The sequence below is a fragment of the Streptomyces sp. NBC_00572 genome, from assembly GCF_026341815.1.
Taxonomy (GTDB): Bacteria; Actinomycetota; Actinomycetes; order Streptomycetales; family Streptomycetaceae; genus Streptomyces.
The window spans coordinates 4,300,107-4,318,061 of sequence record NZ_JAPENX010000001.1 but is presented as its reverse complement, the minus strand read 5'-3'; the positions used below and the strand labels follow the sequence as shown (position 1 = coordinate 4,318,061).

Here is a 17,955-nt window from a genome sequence, read left to right as displayed (position 1 = left end):
AGGACCGGCCGTATCTCCCAAAACCGGGGTCGGGCCGGAACTATTCCTGAGCTGCCGCGGACGGCGGTTCCGGTGCTACTTCACGACGCCGTCGGCCTGGCCGGTGGCCGCGTCCTTCGTCGCCGAGGCGGGGATCGGGAGGTCCTTCTTCAGGGCCGTCCAGACCTGCCGGGACTGGGCTTCCAGGGGTATGACGCGGTTGGGGTCCCGGGGGTCGTACTCGACGGGCATGGTGACCATGCGGACGTTCTGGGCGCCGATGCCGGAGAGGCCCTTCGCGAAGCCCATCAGCTCCTGGACCGAGTCGAGTTCGGAGTCGGGGGTGATGGCCTTGGTGGCGGCGTCGGCGAGGCCGAGGAGCTTCGTCGGGTCGGTGAAGACGCCGACGTCCTTGACCTGGTCGATGAAGGCCTTCATGAAGGCCTGCTGGAGCTGGATGCGGCCGAGGTCGCTGCCGTCGCCGACGCTCTTGCGGGTGCGGACGAGGCCGAGGGACTGCTCGCCGTCGAGGGTGTGGGTGCCCGGTTCGAGGTCGAGGTGGCTCTTGCTGTCCTTGATGGCCGCGGTGGTGGTGATCTCCACCCCGCCGAGTTCGTCGATGAGCTTCTTGAAGCCGGTGAAGTCGACCTCGATGTAGTGGTCCATGCGGATGCCGGACATCGCCTCGACGGTCTTGACGGCGCAGGCGGGGCCGCCGACCTCGTACGCGGTGTTGAACATGGCCCGCCGCTCGCCCGCGACGGCGGTGCCCTGGGCGTCGGTGCACGAGGGCCGGTCGACGAGGGTGTCGCGGGGTACGGAGACCACGCCGGCCTTCTTGTGGCCCTCGTAGACGTGGACGACCATCGCGGTGTCGGAGCGGGCGCCACCCTCGTCCTTGCCGTAGGCGCCGTTGTCGCCGGAGCGGGAGTCGGAGCCGAGGACGAGGATGTCCATGGAGCCGTTGTCGACGTCGTCGGGGCGGTCGGTGCCCAGCTGGGCGTTGATGTCGACGCCTTCGAGGTTGCCGTCGAGCTTGAAGTAGACGTATCCGAGGCCGGCGCCGCCGAGGACGAGGACGGCGAGGGCCCCCGAGACCAGGACGGCCACCTTTCGGCTGCGCTTGGCGGGCTGCTTGCGGCGGCGGCCGCTTCCCGCGCCGCCTATTCGGCTGCTCTTGCTCTGCTCGGTCATCGTCTTCCCTCGGGCCCTCGGTTCACCATGTGTGACGGCGAAGCACCCAAAAGGGTTGCATACGGGCCTGTGAGGTTTCGGTGAGCTCAGGCGGGAACAGCACTGCGCCCACCGTGCGGGGCACGGTGGGCGCAGTGGTTTACGCAGGTCACGACAGGGTTACGAAGCCGAGGCCGCGTCCTTGTCGCGCGACTGGAGCATGACGCAGGTCACACGTCAGTCGTCGTTCTTGCCGCCAGGCGTCGTCTTCTGGATCTGGAGCAGGAACTCGCCGTTCGACTTCGTCTGCTTCATCTTGTCGAGCAGCAGCTCGATCGCCTGCTGCTGGTCGAGCGCGTGCAGCACACGACGGAGCTTCCAGGTCACGGCGAGCTCGTCGGCGCCGAGCAGGATCTCTTCCTTACGCGTACCCGAGGCGTCGACGTCGACGGCCGGGAAGATGCGCTTGTCGGCGAGCTTCCGGTCGAGCTTGAGCTCCATGTTGCCGGTGCCCTTGAACTCCTCGAAGATCACCTCGTCCATGCGCGAACCGGTGTCCACCAGGGCGGTGGCGAGGATGGTCAGCGAGCCGCCGTCCTCGATGTTCCGGGCCGCACCGAAGAAGCGCTTCGGCGGGTAGAGCGCGGTCGAGTCGACACCACCGGACAGGATGCGGCCGGAGGCCGGCGCCGCGAGGTTGTACGCGCGGCCCAGGCGGGTGATCGAGTCGAGCAGGACGACCACGTCGTGACCCAGCTCCACGAGACGCTTGGCGCGCTCGATGGCCAGCTCGGCGACGGTGGTGTGGTCCTCGGCCGGACGGTCGAAGGTCGAGGAGATGACCTCGCCCTTGACCGACCGCTGCATGTCGGTGACCTCTTCCGGACGCTCGTCGACCAGGACGACCATCAGGTGGCACTCGGGGTTGTTGGTGGTGATCGCGTTGGCGATCGCCTGCATGATCATGGTCTTGCCGGTCTTCGGCGGGGCCACGATCAGACCGCGCTGGCCCTTGCCGATCGGCGACACGAGGTCGATGATCCGCGTGGTCAGCACGCCCGGGTCGGTCTCCAGACGGAGCCGGTCCTGCGGGTAGAGCGGGGTCAGCTTGTTGAACTCGGGGCGGCCGCGGCCGGAGTCGGCGGCCATGCCGTTCGCCGAGTCCAGGCGGACCAGCGCGTTGAACTTCTCGCGGCGCTCGCCCTCCTTCGGCTGACGCACGGCGCCGGTGACGTGGTCACCCTTGCGCAGACCGTTCTTGCGGACCTGGGCGAGGGAGACGTACACGTCGTTCGGACCGGGCAGGTAGCCGGAGGTCCGGATGAACGCGTAGTTGTCGAGGATGTCGAGGATGCCCGCGACGGGGATCAGGACGTCGTCGTCGGCGACCTGCGGCTCGCCGGCCTGGAAGTCGTCACGGCCACGACGCCCACGACGGTCGCGGTAACGGCCGCGACGCCCACGGCGACCGCCGGCCTCGTCGTCGTAGTCGTCCTGCGGACCGGCCTGCTGGCCGCCCTGCTGGCCCTGGCTCTGGACCTGCTGGCCCTGGCCCTGGCCGCCCTGACCCTGACCCTGGCCGCCCTGGCGCTGGCGCTGGCCGCCCTGGCCACCGCCCTGCTGCTCGTCGCCCTTGCCACGGTCGCGCTGACGGTCACGGCGGTCACGGCGCTCGCCGCGCTCCCCGCGCTCGCCACGGTCACGACGGCCACGGCCCTCGGCGCCGTCGACGGCGGCCTCGGCCTTGGTGTCGGTGCCCGCGTCGGCCTTGGCCTCGGTGCGGGCCTCGGTCTTGACGACCTGCGCGGCCTCGGCCTTGGCCTCGCCCTCCGGCGAACCGGCGGGGGCGGTGGCACGGCGACGACGACGCTCGCCCGCGGGCTGGTCGTCGGAGGCCGGCTGGCCCGGGATGTCGATCTGCTGCTGGGCGACGGCCTTCTCGGCCTTCTCCGCCTTGGGCTCGGCGGCCTCGGCAGCGGTCTCACCCGTACGGGTCTTGGCGGTGGCGCGGCGCTTCGGCTTGGTCTCGGCGGCGTCGGCGGCCTTGGCGGGGGCGGCGGAACCACCACCGGCCTGCGCCTCCTTGATGACCTCGATCAGCTGGCTCTTGCGCATCCGCGCGGTGCCCCTGATGCCGAGGCCGGACGCGACCTGCTGCAGCTCGGCCAGGACCATGCCCTCGAGGCCGGTGCCGGAGCGGCGGCGCCGTGCGGTGCCGCCGGTGGCAGCACCTGCGGCGGGCGCGGCGGCGTCGACACTGCTGTCGGCAGTCACGCCCATCAGATCGGTGGTGTCGCTCACGAAGGGTCCTTCCCTGGAGCGGACGTCGGCCATCTGGCTCGGCGACCGGTTGTGCTGTCCGGCAGCGGTCCCGTGTTGGGTGGACCGTGTCCGGGGCGGTGGTCCCGCCGGGTACGGCGGAGAGAAACGTGCTGTGGGTCCGGCCCGAGCGCCCCCTGCTCGGCCCTCACTGCAGAAGAGCGAGGGGTGTCGTGCCGGTTCCGGAGCGTGCTCGAAACTGCTCAGGCAGGCTGCTCAGGCAGTTGGGGAGGCTCCCGGAAGAATCGGTGGTCCCTGATGGGGACACTCAGCACCGCGCCACAAAGGCGCCGGGTGCTGACTTGAGGTTAACACTACCGGCTCCAACAAACATTCCCCCTCTCCCTCACCGGCAATCTCCTGCCCCGGACGCTGCCCGGCGTCCGGCCGCCGTGCGCCTAGGGCGCCAGCGGCAGGACGCTCGCGCCGGAGGCGTCGAGGTCGAGCCGGTTCGCGGCCCAGCCCCCGCCCGCCAGTCGGGCGACCTTGTCGGCCGTCCCGTGTTCGGCCAGCGCGAGGACCGTGGGGCCCGCGCCGGAGATGACCGCGGGGACGCCGTCCGCGCGCAGTCGGTTCACCAGGGCGATGCTCTCGGGCATCGCGGGAGCCCGGTACTCCTGGTGCAGCCGGTCCTCGGTGGCCGCGAGCAGCAGCTCGGGGCGGCGGGTCAGGGCCTCGACGAGGAGGGCGGCGCGCCCGGCGTTGGCCGCGGCGTCCACGTGCGGGACGGTGCGCGGCAGGAGTCCGCGGGCGGTCTCGGTCAGTACGGGCTTCCCGGGGACGAAAACCACCGGAACGATGGAATCCGAGGGTTCCATCCTGATGGCTCGCGCGGCACCGGACTCGGTCCAGGCGAGCGTGAATCCGCCGAGCAGACAGGCGGCGACGTTGTCGGGGTGGCCCTCGATCTCGGTGGCGAGCTCCAGGAGGGCGGCCTCGTCGAGCTTGGCGTCCCCGCCTATGGTCACGGCGCGGGCGGCGACGATGCCGGCGCAGATGGCGGCGGAGGAGGAGCCGAGGCCGCGGCCGTGCGGGATGCGGTTGGCGCAGACGACCTCAAGGCCGCGCGGCTGCCCGCCGAGCAGGTCGAAGGCGGTACGCAGGGAGCGTACGAGCAGGTGGCTCTCGTCGCGCGGGAGCGTCTCGGCACCCTCGCCGGCGATGTCGACGTGCAGCCCGGAGTCGGCGACACGGACGACGACGTCGTCGTAGAGGCCCAGCGACAGGCCGAAGGCGTCGAAGCCCGGACCGAGATTGGCGCTGGTGGCGGGGACGCGCACCCGTACGGCGGCGGCGCGGAACGCTGGACCGGCCATCGCTCGATGACTCTCCTTGATTGCGACAACGGTGTTTCAGAACAGCAGGTGGTGCGGATCAACAGGTGTTGACGAACAGCAGTCGGTTCGGAACTGCGGGTGTTGCGGAACAGCGGTTGTTTCCAGCGAAGTACGGGAAACCCGGGGGCCGTTTCGGCCACGGAGGCGACAACGGCAACGACACCGCGCATATGCGTCGGGGCGGGTTCGGTACAGCCTATCGAAGGAAGGTTCTGCCGCGACATAGGGCGCACAGGAGGCGCACGATGCGTGTCGCGAGCCAACCTGTGCGCCTATGTAGGTTCCTGATCGGGTTTCGATCAGTACTTTCCCCCGCGCGGAGGGGGTGTGATCAGGCCAGACCGAGGCGTTCGGCGGCGGCGGCCGCGTCGACCGGAACGGTGACCGGCTGCGGGGCGCCGGCGACGGCCCAGTCGGGGTCCTTGAGCCCGTTGCCGGTGACCGTGCAGACGATCCGCTGGCCGGGGTCGACCTTGCCCTGCTCGGCGGCCTTCAGCAGACCGGCGACCGAAGCGGCCGACGCGGGCTCGACGAAGACGCCCTCCTGCGCGGCCAACAGGCGGTAGGCGCGCAGGATCTCACGGTCCGTCACCTCGTCGATGAAGCCGCCCGACTCGTCGCGCGCGGCGATGGCGTAGTCCCACGAGGCCGGGTTGCCGATGCGGATCGCGGTGGCGATCGTCGACGGGTCCTTGACGACCTCGCCGCGCACGAGCGGCGCGGAACCGGAGGCCTGGAAGCCCCACATGCGCGGGCGGTGCGTCGCGAGACCGTCGGCGGCGTACTCGCGGTACCCCTTCCAGTACGCCGTGATGTTGCCGGCGTTGCCCACGGGCAGGACGTGGATGTCGGGCGCGTCGCCCAGCATGTCCACGATCTCGAAGGCGGCGGTCTTCTGGCCTTCGATACGGACCGGGTTGACCGAATTGACCAGCGCCACCGGGTAGTTCTCGGAGAGGCTGCGGGCCAGGGTCAGGCAGTCGTCGAAGTTGCCGTCGACCTGGAGGATCTTCGCGCCGTGCACCAGGGCCTGGCCCATCTTGCCGAGCGCGATCTTGCCCTGCGGCACGAGGACGGCCGAGACCATGCCGGCGCGGACCGCGTAGGCCGCGGCGGAGGCGGAGGTGTTGCCGGTGGAGGCGCAGATGACGGCCTGCGCCCCCTCCTCCTTGGCCTTGGAGATGGCCATGGTCATGCCCCGGTCCTTGAAGGAGCCGGTGGGGTTGGCGCCCTCGACCTTGAGGTGCACCTCGCAGCCCGTGCGCTCGGAGAGGACCTGAGCGGGTACGAGCGGCGTGCCGCCCTCACGGAGCGTGACGACCGGCGTCGTGTCCGTGACCGGAAGGCGGTCCCGGTACTCCTCGATGATGCCGCGCCACTGGTGGGTGCCCTTGTGGGTCATGGGTCCTTACTCCCCTTCAACACGCATGATGCTGGCGACACCGCGCACGGTGTCGAGCTTGCGCAGCGCCTCGACGGTCCCGGAAAGGGCGGCGTCGGGCGCGCGGTGGGTGACGACGACGAGGGAGGCCTCGCCGTCTCCGTCCTGTCGACCGTGCTGGCGCACGGTATCGATAGATACGCCGTGCTCGGCGAAGACCGTCGCCACCTGGGCGAGGACGCCCGGCTTGTCGGCCACGTCGAGGCTGATGTGGTACCGCGTCACCACGTCGCCCATGGGGCTCACGGGCAGCTGGGTGTACGCGGACTCACCGGGGCCGTTGGCCCCGTTGAGCTTGTTGCGGCACACGGCGACGAGGTCGCCGAGGACGGCCGAGGCGGTCGGAGCGCCGCCCGCGCCGGGGCCGTAGAACATGAGCTGTCCGGCGGCGTCGGCCTCGACGAAGACCGCGTTGTACGCCTCGCGGACGGAGGCCAGCGGGTGGCTGAGCGGGATCATCGCCGGGTGCACGCGCGCGGTGACGGACTCGCCGTCGGCGGCGCGCTCGCAGATGGCGAGCAGCTTGATGGTGCAGCCCATCTGCTTGGCCGAGGCGAAGTCGGCGGCGGTGACCTCCGTCATGCCCTCGCGGTAGACGTCGTCGAGGCGCACGCGCGTGTGGAAGGCGATCCCGGCGAGGATGGCGGCCTTGGCGGCGGCGTCGAAGCCCTCGACGTCGGCGGTCGGGTCGGCCTCGGCGTACCCGAGGGCGGTGGCCTCGTCGAGTGCCTCGGAGTAGCCGGCCCCGGAGGTGTCCATCTTGTCGAGGATGAAGTTGGTCGTGCCGTTGACGATGCCCATCACGCGGTTGATCTTGTCGCCGGCGAGGGACTCGCGCAGCGGGCGGATGAGCGGGATGGCGCCGGCGACGGCGGCCTCGTAGTAGAGGTCCTGGCCGTGCTCCTGGGCGGCGGCGTAGAGGTTCGCGCCGTCCTGGGCGAGCAGCGCCTTGTTCGCCGAGACGACGGAGGCGCCGTGCTCGAAGGCGGTGGTGATGAGGGTGCGGGCCGGCTCGACCCCGCCGATGACCTCGACGATGACGTCGATGTCCCCCCGTTTGACCAGGGCGGTGGCGTCGGTGGTGATCAGCTCGGGAGCGATTCCCTCACGGACCTTGTCCGGGCGGCGGACCGCCACGCCGGCGAGCTCGACCGGGGCGCCGATGCGCGCGGCGAGGTCGTCGGCGTGCGTCGTCATGATGCGCGCCACCTCTGAGCCGACCACTCCACAGCCCAGCAGCGCCACCTTCAGCGGACGCGTACGCATCATCCGACCTCTTTCTCGTCCTACTTCGTATCTCTACGTTCGAGTCTCTGCGGTTCTCAACGGTGGAACCAGTCTCACTCACCGGACGGGGGTTTCAGCCCCTCGTCCGGATCCTGAGACATCTATTTCATCACCCGACTATTTCATCACCCGACGTCGAGACGCAGGAGATCTTCCTCCGTCTCGCGCCGCACGATGACCCGCGCCTCGCCGTCACGGACGGCGACGACGGGCGGCCGGAGCGCGTGGTTGTAGTTGCTGGCCATGGAGCGGCAGTACGCACCGGTGGCCGGCACGGCGATCAGGTCGCCGGGCGCCAGGTCCGAGGGAAGGAAGGCGTCCCGTACGACGATGTCGCCGCTCTCGCAGTGCTTGCCGACGACCCGGGAGAGCATGGGCGCGGCGTCGCTGGTCCGCGAGACGAGGTTGACGCTGTACTCGGCGTCGTACAGCGCGGTACGGATGTTGTCCGACATACCGCCGTCGACACTCACGTACGTCCGCAGCCCTTCGAGCGGCTTGATGGTGCCGACCCGGTAGAGCGTGAAGGCGGTGGGCCCGACGATGGCGCGCCCCGGCTCGACGGAGATACGAGGCGTGGCGAGCCCGGCGGCCTCGCACTCCCGCGTCACGATCTCGCTCAGCGCCTTCGCGATCTCGTGCGGCTCGCGCGGGTCGTCCTCGGAGGTGTACGCGATGCCGAGACCGCCGCCGAGGTCGATCTCGGGCAGCTCGACCCCGTGCTCGTCACGGACCTCGGCGAGCAGCTGGACGACACGGCGGGCGGAGACCTCGAAGCCGGCCATGTCGAAGATCTGAGAGCCGATGTGCGAATGAATACCGATGAGCTCGAGACCGTCGAGCTTCAGCGCCCTGCGCACGGCCTCGGCGGCCTGTCCCCCGGCGAGCGCGATGCCGAACTTCTGGTCCTCGTGCGCGGTGGCGATGAACTCGTGCGTGTGGGCCTCGACGCCGACGGTGACCCGGATCTGCACGCGCTGGCGCTTGCCGAGACCCTGAGCGATGTGGGCGACGCGAACGATCTCCTGGAACGAGTCGAGAACGATCCGCCCGACGCCGACCTCGACGGCCGTACGGATCTCGTCCTCGCTCTTGTTGTTGCCGTGGAAGGCGATGCGCTCGGCGGGCATCCCGGCGGAGAGGGCGGTGGTGAGCTCGCCGCCGGAGCACACGTCGAGGTTCAGCCCCTCCTCCTTGAGCCACCGCACGACGGCCCGGGAGAGGAACGCCTTCCCCGCGTAGAAGACGTCGGCGTCCTTGCCGAAGGCCTCGGCCCAGGCGCGGCAGCGGGCCCGGAAGTCGGTCTCGTCCAGGAAGTAGGCGGGGGTCCCGAACTCCTCGGCGAGGTCGGTCACGCTCAGCCCGCCGACGGTGACGACCCCGTGCTCGTCGCGCTCGACGGTCCGGGACCACACCTTGGGGTCGAGGACGTTGAGGTCGGCGGCGGGCGCGGTGTAGTGGCCTTCGGGAAGGACGTCGGCGTGGCGAGGGCCTGCGGGATGGGCGGAACGACTCATGTCAGAACTCTTTCAAATCCGTTCGGGTGCGCTGATGCCGAGCACTGCGAGGCCACCGGCGAGCACCGTCCCGGCGGCTTCGGCGAGCGCGAGCCGGGAACGGTGGGCGGCCGAGGGTTTCTCGTCGCCGAGCGGCAGAACGGTGTGCTGGAACGCGAGCAGCGCGTCGGCGGTGGCTTCCAGGTGCCGGGCGACCCGGTCGGGGGCGCGGTGGCGGGCGGCGGCGAGTAGAACGACGGGGTGGTCGCGGAGGACGCCGAGAAGTTCGGGTGCGTGAAGGGGCGGCGCATCGTGCTCGTACACCGGAACGACACCGAGCTGCCGCCCGTTGACGAGCAGCCTGCGCACCCGGGAGTACGCGTACCGGACGCGGAAGAGCGAGTTGCGCTCGTGCTGCACGAGAAGGGGAGGCCCGTCGAGGGGCCGGTCCTGCGGCGAGGGCCGGAGCAGCGCCCAGCGAGCGGCGTCGACACCGAGGACGTCACCTTCGTAGGCGCCGGCGCGCACATGGATCCGCTCGCCGCTCTCGCCCCGCTCGTCATCGGACGGCCCGATGAACCCGGCGAACCCGGCGAGCTCGGCGAACCCGGCGTCGGCGCCTTGCGACCGAAGGAGCCGGACGACGGTCTCGGTGACGAGCAGGGCCCGCGACTCTGTCAGGTCGGGCGGACCGGCGAAACGGACGGTGGTCCCGGCGAGGGCATCACTGGTCCCGTACGAGTCCCCTGCCTCGCGGATGGCCCGTACGAGCTCGGCGTCGGCGTCGCGCCGAAGGGAGAAGTTCAGGAACCCGGGCCCGGTGATCACGACCTCGCGAAGCCCGGGAGCGTCACGGAGACGCTCCTCCAGGATCCCGGCGACATCGAGGGCGGGACGCCCGGCGGACCGGGCGAGGGAGAGCGCGATGCTGCTGGCGTACTCCCCGGCACCACCGGGCCGAACACGCTCGACCTTGACCGTCGGGGGTACGTCGACCCGCAGCGCACCGTCGTCGACCGCACGGCGCACGGCGTGCAGCACGGTGAGGGAGAGGTCCGCGGGGGTCACGGGACAAGCCTAGGGGAGGAGGGGGGTCCTCACGCGAACCGGTTTCGCGATGCGGGCACCTGGGCGAGGAGAGGCTCGACTCGGTGGGGGCAGTGCGGGGGAGGGGGCGGCACGGAGGGGCCGGGCTCAGAGGCCCGGGGCCGACTCGGTGACGCGGGCCGGGCTCATCGATGCAATGGGAGGGCTCAGTGGTGCGGGCCGGGCTCAGTGGTGCGGACCGGCTCAGTGATGCGGGCCGGTGGTGCTCCCGGCGCGTCGGGGGTCTTGCCGGCCGTCGACTGCGGCCGGTTCCTCTCCCCCGTCGGTCCCGGCCGCCTCGGGCCGCTCGCGCCGCTCGCGGTGCATCAACTGACGCACGACGCGCACGAGCTCGGAGGGCTCGAAGGGTTTCGCGAGGAAGGCGTCGACGCCGGAGGCGGCCCCACCGGAGACCTCGTGCTCACCGCAGGCGCTGATGATCGCGACCGGCAGATGACTGGTCCGCGGATCGGCACGTAGCCGCTCGGCCGTCTTGATCCCGTCCAAGCGGGGCATGACGACATCCAGGGTGACGACATCAGGACGAACCCGATGTACGACATCCAGACACTCGGCACCATCGGCCGCGGTCACGACCTCGAACCCCTCGAGTTCGAGATTGACCCTGATCAACTGCCGGATCACCTTGTTGTCGTCGACAACGAGCACCCGACCGGACACGCCTGACACACGAACGAGAGTAGGCCGCCCCTAACGGCTGCGTCCGGGTTTTACCCACTTCTGACCCGTGCGGGGGACCCAGCACCTGGTGACACCCCGGAAATACCTGTTCACAGCCACTCCCGCAGAGCTGGTAGGGTTCTACCCGTCGCCGCCGAACGCGGCGGACGCCCCCGTAGCTCAGGGGATAGAGCAACGGCCTCCGGAGCCGTGTGCGCAGGTTCGAATCCTGCCGGGGGCACTCCAGCTCGGACAGCGTGATCAACCCGCTGACCTGCTGAAGTGCCGAAGATGAAGGGCCGGACTCAGTCTCACTGAGTCCGGCCCTTCATCGTTGCCTGTCACTGGTCGCGCGTGAGTGGTGCGTGAGGCGCGATCGCGCCCGAAAGCCTCTCCTAGTACTCCAGCCGTAGATCGTGATCTTCATGGCTGGGCGACTGCTTGCCGTCGGTAGTGGCAGTCGCGGGCGCGGGCCTGGTGTCGGCGTCGCCAGTGTGACCAGCGGAGTCGGTGCGCGAGGTCGTGGGCCCGGCTGGTCAGGGTGGTGAACAGGCGTTGGATCTCGTTGCAGGTCAAGGGGATCAGGTCGTCGGGGGCGGGGTGGTCGCGGCGTTCGGCGGCTGCGGTGACGGCGAGGAAGGCGTGGGCGAGCATCGCGAGGGTGACCCAGCGGTGCCAGGAGGTCCAGCGGCGGACCTGGTGCTCGTCCAGCCCCGCCAGGCCCTTGCCGGCCTGGAAGGTCTCCTCCACCGTCCAGCGCCGTCCGGCCACCCGCACCAGGTCGGACAGCGGGACGGAGTGGGGTGAGAAGCAGCGGTAGAAGGCGAGTTCGCCGCTTCTCCGGTTGCGGCGGACCAGCAGCCACCAGTGCCCGGGCCGGTAGGCGGGGCCGTGGATGTCGACCTGGGCCCAGTCGTAGTACCGCTCGCCCTTGGCGCCCGCTCCGGCCGAGCGCCGCTGCCAGGCCCGTTTCGGGATCTTCGCCACGATGGCCTTGGCCGGGAACTTCCCTGCCACCGTGGTGACTTGGTGGGTGCTGGAGACTGCCAGGACGTAGCCGGTCCGGCGGTCTTCCAGCGCGGCCCGCAGGTGCGGGTTGTCGCCGTAGACCTCGTCGCCGGCGACCCAGCGGGCGGGCGTTCCCGCATCCAGGGCCCGGGTGATCATCCGAGCCGCCAGTACCGGCTTGGTCGTGAAGGTGAGGTCTTCGGGGATGCCGGCGGTCCGGCAGCGGTCGAGGTCGTCGGTCCACGAGCGCGGGACGTATAGGGCCCGGTCGATCGCGGCATGCCCGCAGGCGGCGGAGTAGACGAGGTAGACGGCGACCTGGGAGTTCTCGATCCGGCCCGCCGTGCCGGTGTACTGGCGCTGGACGCCGACCGTGGCGGTGCCCTTCTTCAGGTCGCCGGTCTCGTCGACCACCAGCACGGCTTCGTCATCGGCCAGGTGCTCGACCACGTAGGCGCGTACGTCGTCGCGGACCGCGTCGGCGTCCCACTTCGCGCGGTGCAGCAGGTGCTGCATGCCGTCCGGGGTGGAGTCGCCCGCGTGCTCGGCCAGCGTCCAGCAGTTCTTCCTTGGCAGGTCCGCCAGCAGGCCCAGCACCAACGCCGTTGCGTGGCGGCGTGGTTCGACCCTCGCGAACCGGCCCGCGATACGGCCCGTCAGCTGGTCGAACATCGACCGCCACCGGGCAGGCACTACGCTGCGACCTGCGGCCACCGCCTGATCTTCGTTGGTCGACACAACTCACGATGATCAACGGTGGCCGCAGCCGTCTCCGCACCGGCCCCGACCAGCAAGATCACGACCTACGGCTGGAGTACTAGTCGGCCTGCAGGACGAAGAACAGGAAGCACAGGAAGCGCGGCTTGGCCGCGATGGCCTCGGGGAACATCTCGCGGGCGGCGGGATCAGGCTCCGGCTCGCTGATGACCGTAATCCGGAAACCGGCCCCGATGAAAGCCTCGATCATCGCGTGCAGCGGCCTGTTCCACCTGCTCACCAGGGCGGTATGGCCGCCAATGGTCCACTCCACGGTCCATTTGGTGGTGTCGAAGTAGTTGTGCTCGGCCTCGCGACCGGCCTCGCGGTGTATGAGGTTGATGGCAAAGGGATGGTCGACAGATGCGATCAGTCGACCGCCGGGCCTGAGTACGCGTCGCAGCTCGGCCAGCGCCGGCCCCCAGTCCTCCAGATAGTGCAGCACCAGGGACGCCGTTACATCGTCGAATGTGTCATCAGCGTAAGGAAGCGGGCTGCCCAGGTCCGCCACCTGCAGGTCCGCACCGTCGCCGAGCCGCCGCCGAGCCAGCTCCAGCATCCCGGCACTCGTGTCGAAGCCACTCACAACGGCGCCACGGTCGCGCAGCGCGGCAAACAGGGCCCCCGAGCCGCAGCCGGCGTCGAGAATCCGTCGGCCGGCCACGTCTCCAGCGAGGGCCAGCATCGCGGGCCGCTCGTAGTAGGCATTGACCAGGTTGGTTTCGTTTGCGGCCGCGTACGCCTCGGCGAAGCTGTTGTAGTCGTTGGTCTTCGACGGTTCCGCACTCACTGCGGACGGCGAGACCAGCTTGGTGGAGATCGCGTGCTCTTGGCGCTCACTTGAGATCATGGTGCGGGAGACGTGTGCTGCACCAGTTCAGTTCCGGGCCGCTCCCGGCGGCCCTCACATCCTTCGAGATCCAACGAGCCGTTCGTTCCCGAGTTCGTCCAGCACCGCCCGGTGCAGCCGACGCCACAGGCCGGCCTCGGTCCATACCGACCTGCACCGATATCCAACGCCTGTTCACCACCCTGACCAGCCGGGCCCGCGACCTCGCGCACCGACTCCGCTGGTCACACTGGCGACGCCGACACCAGGCCCGCGCCCGCGACTGCCACTACCGACGGCAAGCAGCCGCCCAGCCATGAAGATCACGATCTACGGCTGGAGTATTAGGAGCATGTCGCCTAAACACCGGACTTGTGCACGCTCCAGGGTATGTAGGTCGACGGTAGACGGGATGGGAGTCAGGGCGAGTATCCGGCGAAGGTTGGCAAACCGTGGCAGCTCCACCCCAAGGCCGCTCCGTCGACCTACTCCTGAATTGACAGGTCCGGATGTGCGAACACAAAGAGCATGTACGCAACGGCCGCTGCCGTACCCACCGACGAGAGCGCCAGGCTGGTCAGAGGCTGCGCACGGCTGACGCCCTGCCTTGCGGCAGCGCGGTATTCGATGACACCCAGGACGAGACCCGTGAGGCCGAGCGGCAGGGCCAGAGCCCAGACGAGCATCCAGAACGGGCAGCAGAACCAGAACGCAACGGAAGCCGCACCGAAAACGACGGAACGACTCATCCGCCCAGATCTGTCGTCGGCCGGATCATCAGAGTGGGTCATGCTCTGATCAAAGCAGCAGGGTGGGGAGGCTCAGCAGCCACCCTGACAATCACCGCGCCCCTCGCGTGCCCGATCTAGCGGGGAGTCACGGGGAACATCGGACTGTCACGCTGTCCGGACATGCGAATGGCCCCCGACCATTCGGCTGGTCGGGGGCCATCCGCCTGGCGGTGGGTGTGGGATTTGAACCCACGGTGACTCGCGCCACGACGGTTTTCAAGATCGCTGGTTGGGTTGCCCGGAGCATTGAGACTTCACCGACCTCTTCTGCCAGCGCTAGGACTCGCGCTTGTGCTCATTCGGCGGCCTGAGCAAGCGCCAATGTTGCAGCTCCACTTTACTGACTGCATGGACTGGATCGCCCTTGGGTCGATGCTCGCTGCTGCATCGGCATTCACGCTTTCGATCATCGCTTTGCTTGTTAGCCGAAAGCAAGAGAAGCGGATTCTATTCCTTTCGCTAAATGAGCGCCTAATGCAGCCGGAGCTCCAGGAGGGGCGAACACTGCTACGCGAGTCGATCGAATCGACAAGTGATGCAGAAAACGTGTATGCCCTCAACAAGAATCAGCACTGGTCCATATCGCGGGCCGTCGCAATGTTCGACCTCCTGGGCCTTTACGTGAAACATGGATATATCAAAAAAGATCTCGCACTGGAGGAGTGGGGGAAAACCCTGACCCTCTCGTACGAGGGGCATGGTGAACACTTCGTTAGGGCAAGAGAGGAAGCCCTGGGATGGTCTCCTTATCCACATTTCAAGTACATCGCGGAGATGGCGAGGCGAGAGGGTTTGGGCCACCCGAGGTGAGGGTTTAGCTTGACGGTGCACAGCGGCTCGATACCACAACCCGAGGAAGAACCTCCGTTCGTTGGCATCCTTCCCGGGCCTCGAAAGGACCGGAATGACTGTCGCTAACGGATCCGGCTAGAGCTACGGAATCAGACGGTCGCGGAGCCTGGACCTTGCCTGGCCCCCTGATCTCATGGCAGCCGTCGGCAACGACGTGCGTGCCAGATCCGTGCCAGAACGAGCGGTCAGCCGCGGCGAGTCGGGGCATGTGAAAGGCAGGCGCCCGCTGGCTGTGGAAGCGCCACGGTAGGCCTGCTGACCTGCGACGACCAGCGGCAGATCGGCGCCAGGCTTACAAGGCAGTGGTCCTCCTCAGACTGGGCGCGCACGGGGAGCTTCCGAGTCTTCGTTGGCAAACAGCCCTCGCCATCCGCCGGATCGGGGAACGATGAGCGCCATGACGAGTGATGTCGACAGGGAAGCAGCGAAGCGCTTAGACGTCGTTTCCTTTGGCGGTTCAGTTCGTTGTGCTGGGCATGACGAGTCTTGCCGAGCGGTTGGTGCCGGATGAGTTGTGGGAGTTGTTCCGCAGGGTGGTGCCCGAGGCAGTGGTGGTGCGGCCGCAGGGAGGTGGCCGTCGGCGGGCGGGGGATCGTGAGTGCCTGGCCGCGATTGTGTTCGTGGCCACGTCGGGCTGCACATGGCGGCAGGTGCCGCCATTGTTCGGGCCGGCCTGGCCGACGGTCTACCGACGTTTCGCCCACTGGAGCAAGGAGCGGGTCTGGGCCCGCCTTCACCGGGTCATCCTGGATGAGCTCGGGGCCCAGGGGGACCTGGACTGGTCGCGTTTCGCCGTCGACTCGGTGAGTGTCCGGGCCCTCAAAGGGGGCTCCTGACCGGACCGAATCCGACCGATCGTGGCAAGAACGGATCGAAGATCCATCTCGTCACCGACCGGTCCGGCCTGCCGGTCGCGGTCGCCATCTCCGCGGCCAACACCCACGACAGTCTTGCGCTGAAGCCGCTCGTCGCGTCGATACCGCCGATCCGCAGCCGCCGCGGCCCCCGCCGCAGACGGCCCGACAAGCTCCACGGCGACAAGGGCTACGACTACCCTCACCTGCGGCGATGGCTCCGCTCTCGCGGCATCACGCCACGGATCGCCCGCCGGGGCATTGAGTCCTCACAGCGGCTCGGACGCCACCGATGGGTCATCGAGCGGACCATGTCGTGGCTCGCCGGCTGCCGCCGGCTCCACCGCCGCTACGAACGCAAGCCGGAACACTTCCTCGCCTTCACCGCCATCGCGACCAGCCTCATCAACTACCGACGACTCACCAAGTGACGTTCTAGTCGGCGTCACTGACGGTTGTCCGAGAGGAGCTCGTGGTCACGATGTCGGTGGCGATACGCAGAGACGTCTCTTGCCAACCGAGCAATGCTCGAGTGATCGCGATCGACTGGATGATGCTCATGCCGCGTTCAGCCAGCAGGTCCTGATTGGCTTGCATTCCTTCGCCCGCGAGGACGGGCCGGCATTGCTCGACGAGTGCAGTCCATCGTGCCGCTTCCTCGGGCCGCAGCCCGACGACGTGGTCGAACATGGCTAGTCCTGCCTCCCTGAAGTTGCGCGAGCGATAGTCCAGGGCGGGTGGCCGTGCCGTGCGGCGTGGGTGCGGAAGTCGAAGAAGCCCAGACCATCGATCTTGCACTCGGTGTCGATCTCTTCGAGCGTCCAGCAGTGGTCGGAGTAGTCGTCGATGGCGACGCCGCCGGCTTCGAGGATGTGTGACAGGAGGTTGCGGATCTCGGCAGTACCGTCGATGTGGCTGGAGACGCTGACCAACAGGTCCCAGGTCGGGCGATGGTCGAGCGCGGAGTCCAGCAGGCGTACGTCCTCGGGATCCCAGCCGGCGAACAGGTGACCGTCCTGCTCGTCCTCGAGGTCGATGTAGAGCTTCCCGTCCGTCCAGTAGCCGTTCTTGCCGGGCATCAGCCGGTCAAGCCGTGCGGCTGTCGCGGTCGACTCTCCAGCGGGGAACACGTAGACGCTGCGCATGGGCGGAGCGTAAATGGCGACGCAGGGCTGCGGCCAGGGAGTTTCACCCCGGTCGTGGATTGCCTTCGTCGATGGTGGCAGTGTGAGCGGCGACTTCGCTGAATGACAGATGTCGAGGTTCACCGTTGAGGTACGGCACAGCTGGCTGCCATCAGCTCCACTGCCGCTACGAACGCAAGCCGGAACACTCCCTCATCTACCGACGACTCACCAAGTGAAACGACGTCTTAGCCAGTCAGGCTCACGAGGTAGGGCGGGTGTCTGGGCAGGAGCGTTGGCGCAAGGTGTTGCACTGGGTGAGCCGCGGGCGGCTTGGGCGGCGGCGTGGGTGGGAGAGCGTTCCAGAGCTAGGCACGCCATGGCAGGACACCATCTCAGGGGAGCGGGGTGGTGACTGGCGTCAGCGGGCGGCCAATCTGGACGGCGAGTTCGCGTTCAGCGTCGACTATCAGATCTGCCGACGATGTCAGCTCGCGTGGGTCGAACAGCCCTACAAGCTGCCGGAGTATCAGCGATGTGGTCTGGCTTCCGCCGGCCTCGCCGCGTTGCGAATCGAGCACCCACGCCTGTCCTGGCACACCTTGGGCGGGCACCTTCGCGATTCCAAGGCATTCTGGGCAGCTGTGAGAGCCGAGGCAGCCGGTGGGTACCGGCAGCGTGGCCTCTGTGCCCACGTTACTGCTGGGTGATATCCAACCGCCTTCCGCAACGTGCGGCCTATTCGTGGACCGACGAGGACCGTCGTGCCACTTGTAGGTCGGTGACCTGCGGAGACTCATGAGACTCACGCGGCCTCCGGAGCCGTGTGCGCAGGTTCGAATCCTGCCGGGGGCACTTCGCAGGAAGTGCCACACAGACCCCGTGATCAGCGGAAACGCTGAACGCGGGGTCTTGTTGTATGTGCAGGCGTGTGCCGCGCCG

General features: G+C 68.6%; 15 protein-coding genes, 2 tRNA genes and 1 pseudogene. 5 read left to right on the top strand and 13 right to left on the bottom strand.

What is annotated here, in order from left to right; genetic code table 11:
• Positions 1–75: 75 nt before the first annotated feature.
• The 8 genes from OG514_RS20155 to OG514_RS20120 all read right to left on the bottom strand — a co-directional run bounded on the left by OG514_RS20155 (position 76) and on the right by OG514_RS20120 (position 10,808).
• A complete protein-coding gene (locus OG514_RS20155) occupies positions 76–1,173 on the bottom strand; it encodes an LCP family protein (RefSeq protein ID WP_266896672.1) in 1,098 nt (365 codons plus the stop codon).
• Between the two features lie 216 nt (positions 1,174–1,389).
• Positions 1,390–3,453, bottom strand: coding sequence for a transcription termination factor Rho (gene rho / locus OG514_RS20150; RefSeq protein WP_266896671.1), 2,064 nt, complete (start codon positions 3,451–3,453; stop codon positions 1,390–1,392).
• 416 nt (positions 3,454–3,869) lie between these two features.
• A complete protein-coding gene (gene thrB / locus OG514_RS20145; protein ID WP_266896670.1) occupies positions 3,870–4,787 on the bottom strand; it encodes a homoserine kinase in 918 nt (305 codons plus the stop codon).
• A gap of 352 nt (positions 4,788–5,139) precedes the next feature.
• Positions 5,140–6,210, bottom strand: coding sequence for a threonine synthase (gene thrC / locus OG514_RS20140; protein WP_266896669.1), 1,071 nt, complete (start codon positions 6,208–6,210; stop codon positions 5,140–5,142).
• 6 nt (positions 6,211–6,216) lie between these two features.
• Entirely contained in the window at positions 6,217–7,515 is a 1,299-nt protein-coding gene (locus tag OG514_RS20135; RefSeq protein ID WP_266900902.1) for a homoserine dehydrogenase, read from the bottom strand.
• Positions 7,516–7,661: 146 nt separating this feature from the next.
• Positions 7,662–9,053, bottom strand: coding sequence for a diaminopimelate decarboxylase (gene lysA, locus OG514_RS20130; protein ID WP_266896668.1), 1,392 nt, complete (start codon positions 9,051–9,053; stop codon positions 7,662–7,664).
• 12 nt (positions 9,054–9,065) lie between these two features.
• Entirely contained in the window at positions 9,066–10,100 is a 1,035-nt protein-coding gene (gene nrtL / locus OG514_RS20125) for an ArgS-related anticodon-binding protein NrtL (protein ID WP_266896667.1), read from the bottom strand.
• Between the two features lie 222 nt (positions 10,101–10,322).
• Positions 10,323–10,808, bottom strand: coding sequence for a response regulator (locus tag OG514_RS20120; protein ID WP_266896666.1), 486 nt, complete (start codon positions 10,806–10,808; stop codon positions 10,323–10,325).
• Between the two features lie 160 nt (positions 10,809–10,968).
• Between OG514_RS20120 and OG514_RS20115 the strand changes: the two genes are divergently transcribed.
• Positions 10,969–11,040, top strand: a tRNA-Arg gene (locus tag OG514_RS20115).
• Positions 11,041–11,222: 182 nt separating this feature from the next.
• On the opposite strand, the gene OG514_RS20110 is transcribed toward OG514_RS20115, so the two are convergent.
• Together OG514_RS20110 and OG514_RS20105 are read right to left on the bottom strand one after the other, a co-directional pair.
• Complete coding sequence (locus OG514_RS20110) at positions 11,223–12,479, bottom strand: IS701 family transposase (protein ID WP_266896665.1); 1,257 nt, start codon at positions 12,477–12,479, stop codon at positions 11,223–11,225.
• Between the two features lie 145 nt (positions 12,480–12,624).
• Positions 12,625–13,413: a class I SAM-dependent methyltransferase gene (locus OG514_RS20105; protein WP_024756398.1), complete on the bottom strand. Its 789-nt coding sequence runs from the start codon at positions 13,411–13,413 to the stop codon at positions 12,625–12,627.
• Positions 13,414–13,562: 149 nt separating this feature from the next.
• Between OG514_RS20105 and OG514_RS20100 the strand changes: the two are divergent.
• Positions 13,563–13,712: pseudogene (locus tag OG514_RS20100) on the top strand (IS701 family transposase); the annotation flags it as partial.
• 165 nt (positions 13,713–13,877) lie between these two features.
• Here the strand turns inward: OG514_RS20100 and OG514_RS20095 are convergent.
• Positions 13,878–14,183 (bottom strand): hypothetical protein, encoded by a 306-nt coding sequence (locus OG514_RS20095; RefSeq protein ID WP_266896664.1) that lies wholly within the window; start codon positions 14,181–14,183, stop codon positions 13,878–13,880.
• A gap of 348 nt (positions 14,184–14,531) precedes the next feature.
• On the opposite strand from OG514_RS20095, the gene OG514_RS20090 reads away from it, so the two are divergent.
• On the top strand, positions 14,532–14,993 hold the full coding sequence (locus tag OG514_RS20090) for a hypothetical protein (protein ID WP_266896663.1): 462 nt from the start codon (positions 14,532–14,534) through the stop codon (positions 14,991–14,993).
• A 518-nt stretch (positions 14,994–15,511) separates the two neighbouring features.
• A protein-coding gene (locus OG514_RS20085) for an IS5 family transposase (RefSeq protein WP_266896662.1) occupies positions 15,512–16,320 on the top strand; the annotation gives its coding sequence in 2 pieces (ribosomal slippage) (positions 15,512–15,859 and positions 15,862–16,320; 807 coding nt in all).
• A 4-nt stretch (positions 16,321–16,324) separates the two neighbouring features.
• Here OG514_RS20085 and OG514_RS20080 read toward each other — a convergent pair.
• Both OG514_RS20080 and OG514_RS20075 read right to left on the bottom strand, forming a co-directional pair.
• Entirely contained in the window at positions 16,325–16,579 is a 255-nt protein-coding gene (locus OG514_RS20080; RefSeq protein WP_266896661.1) for a hypothetical protein, read from the bottom strand.
• A gap of 2 nt (positions 16,580–16,581) precedes the next feature.
• Positions 16,582–17,034, bottom strand: a complete 453-nt coding sequence (locus tag OG514_RS20075) for a hypothetical protein (protein WP_266896660.1) — start codon at positions 17,032–17,034, stop codon at positions 16,582–16,584.
• A gap of 745 nt (positions 17,035–17,779) precedes the next feature.
• Here OG514_RS20075 and OG514_RS20070 point away from each other — a divergent pair.
• Positions 17,780–17,868 (top strand) — tRNA-Arg (locus OG514_RS20070).
• The last annotated feature ends 87 nt before the right edge of the window (positions 17,869–17,955 follow it).